Genomic DNA, 7002 nt, shown 5'->3' on the forward strand with positions numbered 1-7002 from the left:
CGGCGACATTCGGCGGCGACATTCGGCGGCGACATTCGGCGGCGACATTCGGCGGCGACATTCGGCGGCGACATTCGGCGGCGACGTTCGGGGCGGCTGCGTGCCGCGTCCGACGCCCGCGCTCTCAGCGCGGCACGACGGAGTCGGCTATGTCGGACAGTCCCGCCGCGTCGACGAGGTCACGCAACTGATCGCCAGTACGCCAGCCGAAGCCACGCACCCGACGCACGCGCGGGCCGACGTGCAGCGTCACGCCCGCACCGGGCGGCATCGGCAGCGCGTAGCGTTGCAGCCGTTCGCGCGCATCGGCGGTGGCCGGACTTGCCTGCCCAAGGGTCGCGCCGTCCGCCATGCCATGGCCTTGCTCGCGCGCGAGCGGCTCCAGTCCGGTTGCGTCGGCTGTGCCCGCGATCGCAAGGCGGCCGCGCGCCCCGCTCGTTCGCGCGGAGATCGGTGAGGCGGACGAGACGGCCAATGCGGTGCGTCCGTACGCGCCTTCATGTTCGCGGTGAACCGCCAGCAGAACCCAGAACCCAGTGAACAGCAGCTCGGTTTGCAGCGGCGTGCCGACGATCTTCAAGCCATCGGCGCTGCCGCGCCTGAGCTCGACGTCACGGGGCGCGCAACCGGCCAGACCGGCGGCCACCCATCGCAGCGTGATCCAGCCAAGCGCTGCGCGGCGACGCGCCGCCGGCGAGGCAAGCCGCCGGATCGACTGCCGTTCGTTCGCGCCGAGCCACAACTGGCTCTCGCCGACGCTTGCCGGCACCCAGTGGCTCTGGAAGCGCCACAGATGCAGATCGCCCGGTTCGGGCGTACGGTGATGCTGCTGCACGCGGGCACTCAACGGACGTGGCACGAACTGCGGCGCGGCGGCCAGCGGTGCGGCCCCGCACGGCGAGGCGGAAACGGATGAGGCGGCAGTGGCCGCCGGCGGGCAGGCGCTGTCGTCCGGTTCGTCTCGGCCGCTCATTGCATGTATGCGACCGGACGATCGCCGGGGGGCAGAATCAGGCTTGCGTCCGCCAGCGACTCGGCAAGCGCCCAGACGGGCTTGGCCAGCCGCATCGCCGCGGTCAAGCCGAACGCATCGCTCAGGCGCTCGATGGCAGCCGCGTATTCGCTGCGCTGAAGGCGCGCGGTCGCGTCCAGCAGCGCGCCCTCGTCGCTGCCCAGACATGGCTGGCTGAACCAGCGGATATCGAGACGCGGTTTGCAGGCGCGAGCGATCGTGAGCACGCGCTCCAACCGCTCACACGCCAATTGATCGAGACCCGCGCCCAGCAGCAACGCTCGCCAGTCCGAACCGCGCGCGCGCGCCGCCGCGCCGGTTGCGAGCGAACCGAAGGTCCACGCGCGAAGCACAGCGACGAGCAGGCGCTCGGGCCCGCCACGTGTGTACAGTGTCGCCTCGTTCAGGCCGCCCGGCCCTTGTGCTCGATCGAACGCATACATCGGCCTCTCCCCTTGGGACATTCAGTGCGGATCATTCTGCCCGACACGCCTCACAGTTGCAAATGATTCTCAATAACAGGAAGCCCAGCGCGGGAATAAACAGGTCCGCCGCACGATCAGGGTGATCCTGCAAACCGGACGGCTGCGGCCGGCGCGCTGCCGCATGACGCGAATGCCTGGTGCGCCGCCGAGCCGAGCTGAGTGGCGGCCAGACATGCGGGGACGTGTCGCGGGATGTCTCCTCGCATGACGTTCCGCACCACGTCCGGTACCACGTCCCATAGCCGCAGATGGCAGCCAGCAGCCCGAACCAGAAACCGCTAAGACCGAAGGCCCGCGACCGACTTTACCGCAAGGCGCGGCAACTGCGGTCGATGCCTCAGCACACGAAGCGGCCGTGGCCGCGCGACGGTCGCGCAGACGACCGCGACGGCAGCGGCGGCGCTAGTTCGCGGCTAGGGCTTCTCGCCGAACAGATCGAGCACGCGGTCACGCTCCTTCGCATCGACGGTCGGCACCACCCGATTCGGATCGGGCATCACGCCGATGCCGGTGCCACTCGCGCCGAAGCTGGCGGCCGCCTGATCGTCGAGTCCGATCGTCGCGACGAAACCGGCGCCCGGCAGCATGTTATCGAAGAACAATTCGCCGTCGATCGTCGTGAGGCCGGCCGGCATCGGCACGCGGGCCTGCGGTACGCCGCGCAACGCGTGCGACATGAAGTCGACCCAGATCGGCAGCGCGAGTTGTGCGCCGAATTCCCGGCTGCCCAGCGTGCGAGGCTGATCGTAGCCCAGCCACGAGACCGCGACCAGGTCGCGCTGGTAGCCGGCGAACCAGCCGTCGAACGCGTCGTTTGTCGTGCCGGTCTTGCCGGCGAGGTCGTTGCGTCGCAGTGAATTGGTCGCCGCGCCCGTGCCGCGCTCGGCCACGTCGTACAACAGGCTGCTCATCACATACGCGTTGCGCGGGTCGATTGCGCGTGGTGCGTCGTTGTCCGCGCCATGCGGCGTCGCGCGTGACAGCACCTGCCCGTTCGCGTCGCTCACCTCGGCGATCAGGTATGGCTCGACGTGATAGCCCCCGTTCGCGAACACTGCGTAGCCCTCGGCCAGCTGCAGCGGCGTGACCTGCCCTGCGCCCAGCGCCATCGGCAGGTACGGCGGGTTCTTCGCGGCGTCGAAGCCGAACCGTGTGATGAAATCCTGCGCGTATTGGGTGCCGATGAAATTGAGGATGCGGATCGACACCAGGTTCTTCGAGCGCATCAACGCGGTGCGCATCGTCATCGGCCCGTCGGGTTGATCGTCGTCCTTCGGCTCCCAGGGCTGGCCACCGGTCTGCGCGGCGCTGAAATACAGCGGCGCGTCATTGATGATGGTCGCCGGCCCCAGGCCCTTCTCCAGCGACGCCGAATAGATGAACGGCTTGAACGTCGAGCCGGGTTGACGCCAGGCCTGCGTCACGTGGTTGAAATTGCTCTTGTTGAAATCGAAGCCGCCGACCAGCGCGCGGATCGCGCCGTCCTGCGGCGCCAGCGCGACCAGTGCGCCCTCGACCTGCGGCAACTGCGTGATCGCCCAGCCATTGCCCTCGCGCGTGATCCGCACCACCGCGCCGGGCCGGATCTTCTGGGTCGGCGTGGCACGCGAGCCAAGCGAGAACGCGGCAAAGCGCAAGCCCGCCGGGCCGATGGCGATCGACTCGCCCGAGGAACGCACCACCGTCACCTGCTTGGCGGATGCCGCCGTCACCACCGCCGCCACCAGATCGCCGTTGTCCGGATGATCGGAGAGCGCATCCTCGATCGCTTCCTCGCGATCGTCCGCTTCGTCCGGCAAGGTGATGAACGCTTCCGGGCCGCGATAGCCGTGCCGCCGCTCGTAGGCGAGCACGCCGCGCCGCAGCGCGCTGTAGGCGGCTTCCTGGTCGCCCGAATCGATCGTCGTCACGACCGACAGGCCGCGCGTGTACGACTCGTCCCGGTACTGTGCGTAGATCAGTTGCCGCGCCATCTCCGCGACGTACTCGCCATGCACGCTGAATTGATTGCCCGAGGCTCTCACGTGCACGTCTTCCGCCTTCGCGGCCTCGTATTGCGCGTCGTCGATATAGCGCAGGTCGTGCATGCGCTTCAGGATGTACAACTGCCGCTGCTTGGCGCGGCGGGGATTGACGATCGGGTTGTACGCCGAGGGCGCTTTGGGCAAACCGGCCAGCATCGCGGCCTGGGCCACCGTCACGCTTTTCAGGTCCTTGCCGAAATACACCTGCGCGGCGCTGGCGAAGCCATAGGCGCGCTGCCCCAGGTAAATCTGGTTCATGTACAGCTCGAGAATCTGATCCTTGCTCAGCGTGCGTTCGATCTTGTAGGCGAGCAGCATCTCGTAGATCTTGCGCGTGTAGGTCTTCTCGCTCGACAGGAAGAAGTTGCGGGCGACCTGCATGGTGATCGTGCTCGCTCCCTGCGTGGCGCCGCCGTGCATCAGGTCCGCGACGCCGGCGCGCAGGATGCCGAGGAAGTCGACCCCGCCATGCTCGTAGAAGCGATAGTCCTCGATCGCCAGGACCGCCTTCTTCATCACGTCCGGTATGTCCGCGAAGCGCACCACCTGACGGCGCTCCTGGCCGAACTCGCCGATCAGCACATGGTCGCGCGTGTAGACGCGCAACGGCATCTTCGGGCGATAGTCGGTCAGCGCGTCGAGCCGTGGCAGGTTGGGCTCCATCACGATCAGCATGTAGCCGACGAACAGCGCCAACACCAGGGCCAGCGCGGCGCCCACGCCGCCGACCGCGACCAGCAAACGGCGGGACGGCGTCCTGCCTTCGGAACGGGCCGGGCGGGCATCGCGTGGCGGGCGGTCGTGACGGGGCGTGCGTGTCATGGGAGCGTAGGCTGGTACGGCCTTCTCGGGCCGTGCCGCCGTGGTGGAATCGTGGGCGAAGCTGGGCATTGTAAAGAAAGGCGTCCGTCGCGGCTCGCCGATCGTGCGCCAAGCTGGCCCGCGATGTGCGTCACTTATCCACTAAAAATGTTGAAGGGCTTGTGGACAAGTACCGGAAGACCCACCTAACTATCGATGCAGGCGGCCTTTTTTTCCGCTGACTCGGAAAGCGCCTGGCGCCGCAGGCTTCCCAGCACCGTCAGCTTCCCTTGTGCGCCGGCCTCCCGTGTAAGATGCATTGGTAGGCAACCTAAACAGGACGGAGTGGACATGTCGCTTTTCGCCAATATTTCCCGCACGATCAAGGGCCTCCTCAATGATGCCGCCGATTCGGTCCAGGATCCGAGCCGCGATGCACGCCAGATCATCCGCGAACTCGATTCGAGCATCGGTCGCGCGGAGAATTCGCTGATCGAAATCCAGGCGCAGGTGGCCAATCAACGCAGCAAGCGCGACGCGGCCGACGAAAAGGCGCGCAAGTACGCCGAAGGGGCAATGCGTGCGTTGAAGAACGGCGACGAGACGCTGGCGCGCGAAGCGCTGGCCGCCCAGGCCGCCGCCGAAGGCGAGCGCGATCAACTCGCTGCCGAATTCGCGAAGGTCGAACCGTCGGTCGCCAATCTGCGCGAGCAGATCGCGAACATGCGCAAGCGCCGCGACGACTTGAAGTCGCGTTCCAACGTACTGGCCGCCAAGCAGGAAATCGCCAGCGCGAAGGAAGTTGCCGCGACGGCGCTCGGCGGCATCGGCGGGCAGAACTTCAACGAGGATTTCTCGCGTCTCGAGGAGAAGGTCAACATGGCGAATGCGCGCTCGGATGCCCGTCTGGAAACCGCCGACGACCTCAGCGGCAAGACGCTCGACGACAAGCTCGCCGCAATGGAACACGGGCCGACGGTGGACGAGCGGCTTGCGGCGCTGAAGGCGCAGATCGGCAAGGACGGACAGCCGTCCGCGTAAGGCCGCGTGCTCGGGCCTGGTAGCCGCATGCGGCCCGCCCTGCCGCCCCCGCCGCGCTCGGGCAACGCACGCCAACGGCCCACGATGCGCCTGCACGCAGCGTCCGAACTGCGTGCGCAACCGGGCGCCGCGATGGGCGCGCCCTGATGGAGGACACGATGCAAACTCTCAAGCAACGCGCCCGCGCACTGTGCCTGGCCACGGTGGTCGGCGTGCTCTGCGCCGGTCCCGCCGTGTCGTGGTCGGCGCCCACTGTCAACGATGTCGAACGGGCGGTACAGCGCGGCGACTACCCCGGCGCAGAACAGATGTTGTCGGAGGTCATCGCCGCGCATCCATCCAGCGCGCGCGCCCACTACCTCTACGCGCAGGTGCTGGATCGTGACGGCAAGGCGACACAGGCCCGCGACGAAATCGCGCGTGCCCGTACGCTGGACCCTGCGCTTGGCTTCACCGATCCGAACCGCTTTCGCCAGATGGAAGCGCGCATCAATGCCGACGCGGCGCGGGCCAGCCGCGGACAGCAGGACGTCCGCAATCCAACCGAGTCGCCGCGCCGGACCGACGCGCCGCCCGCTTATCGCAGCACGCCTGCTGCCACGAACAGTGGTCTTGGCGCCGGCGGCATCCTAGGCGTGATTGCCGTGTTGGCATTGATTGCCGGCGTCTTGATCTGGTCGGTGCGGCGTAGTCGCGGCCGGCAGGCGCGCGACGTCGAGGCAACGCGGCTGGCCGAACTCAAGCGCGCTACGGCGCTGCTCGATCAAGTCCGCGCGATCAAACTGGACCTAAAGTTGTCGACCGCGGCGCAGCGGGATGGCTGGCTGGCCGAAGCCCAGCAGGTCGAGCAGGACCTCAGCGAAATCATCGAACAGCTCTCGCAAGGCCCTGACAGCGCGACGGCGCCGACGCAATCGCCCGCGTTTCGTCTGGAAGACTTGGGACGGCAGGTGGAGCGACTGGAAGCGCTGGCGGCCGGCCGTCCGGATCCGGGCTTGGGCCGGGAGGCGCCGGCCGGTTCCGCGTACGCGGACGAGGCCAATCGTTTCGGACGCGCTGGCCAGCAGAGCGGCCCCGGCCCGTACTACCCGCAGCAGCAACAGCAGGCCGGGCCGGTGATCGTGCAGCAACCCGGTTCCGGGATGGGCGGCGGCCTGATGGCTGGCGTGCTGATCGGCGAGATGATGTCGCAGCTGGGTCACCACCGCGACGGCGGACGGGCCGATTCGAACAGTGGCAACAGCGGCCATTTCGGTAGCGGCAATGATCTCGGCCCCGGCATGGGACCGTTCGAACCCGGCAACGGCTGGCACGATGGCGACAGCGCGCCGAGCGATAGCGGCTTCGATTTTGGCAGTGGTGGCAGTGGCGGCAGCGATTGGGGCGGTGGCAACGACAGTTTCGATACCGGCTCAAGCGGCGGCAACGACGACTGGAACAGCTAGCAGTCGGGCGCTGAAGGCCAACTCCGAAATGCGGCGGGGCCGCGATGGTTGATGCCATCGCGGCCCCGCCGCTTTCAAGGCTGCGCTGTGGACAACGCTTGGGCCTGCTCGTCAGCCAGCCGGGCATCGGACGGAGACTGCCCGCCCGCCGCCCGGCTGGCGATTCACCCTTCCTCGCTGCTGTCGGTGGTCAG

General features: G+C 67.8%; 5 protein-coding genes. 2 read left to right on the top strand and 3 right to left on the bottom strand.

The genetic code is table 11. The features are described from left to right. Positions 1-124 precede the first annotated feature (124 nt). The 3 genes from BLU54_RS15840 to BLU54_RS15850 form a co-directional block, all read right to left on the bottom strand. Entirely contained in the window at positions 125-973 is an 849-nt protein-coding gene (locus BLU54_RS15840) for a hypothetical protein (protein WP_091910491.1), read from the bottom strand. After that, positions 970-1455 carry a hypothetical protein gene (locus tag BLU54_RS15845; RefSeq protein ID WP_091910493.1) on the bottom strand — a complete coding sequence of 162 codons (486 nt, stop codon included), beginning with the start codon at positions 1453-1455 and terminating at the stop codon, positions 970-972. Before BLU54_RS15845 ends, BLU54_RS15840 begins: the two co-directional genes overlap by 4 nt. Before the next feature lie 455 nt (positions 1456-1910). Continuing rightward, positions 1911-4412 carry a penicillin-binding protein 1A gene (locus BLU54_RS15850; protein WP_091910495.1) on the bottom strand — a complete coding sequence of 834 codons (2502 nt, stop codon included), beginning with the start codon at positions 4410-4412 and terminating at the stop codon, positions 1911-1913. A gap of 261 nt (positions 4413-4673) precedes the next feature. Here BLU54_RS15850 and BLU54_RS15855 point away from each other — a divergent pair, with 261 nt between their 5' ends. Next, complete coding sequence (locus tag BLU54_RS15855) at positions 4674-5363, top strand: PspA/IM30 family protein (protein WP_091910498.1); 690 nt, start codon at positions 4674-4676, stop codon at positions 5361-5363. Positions 5364-5521: 158 nt separating this feature from the next. Beyond that, positions 5522-6808: a tetratricopeptide repeat protein gene (locus BLU54_RS15860; RefSeq protein ID WP_170845180.1), complete on the top strand. Its 1287-nt coding sequence runs from the start codon at positions 5522-5524 to the stop codon at positions 6806-6808. Positions 6809-7002: the final 194 nt, after the last annotated feature.

Source organism: Chitinasiproducens palmae (assembly GCF_900095735.1).
GTDB lineage: Bacteria > Pseudomonadota > Gammaproteobacteria > Burkholderiales > Burkholderiaceae > Chitinasiproducens > Chitinasiproducens palmae.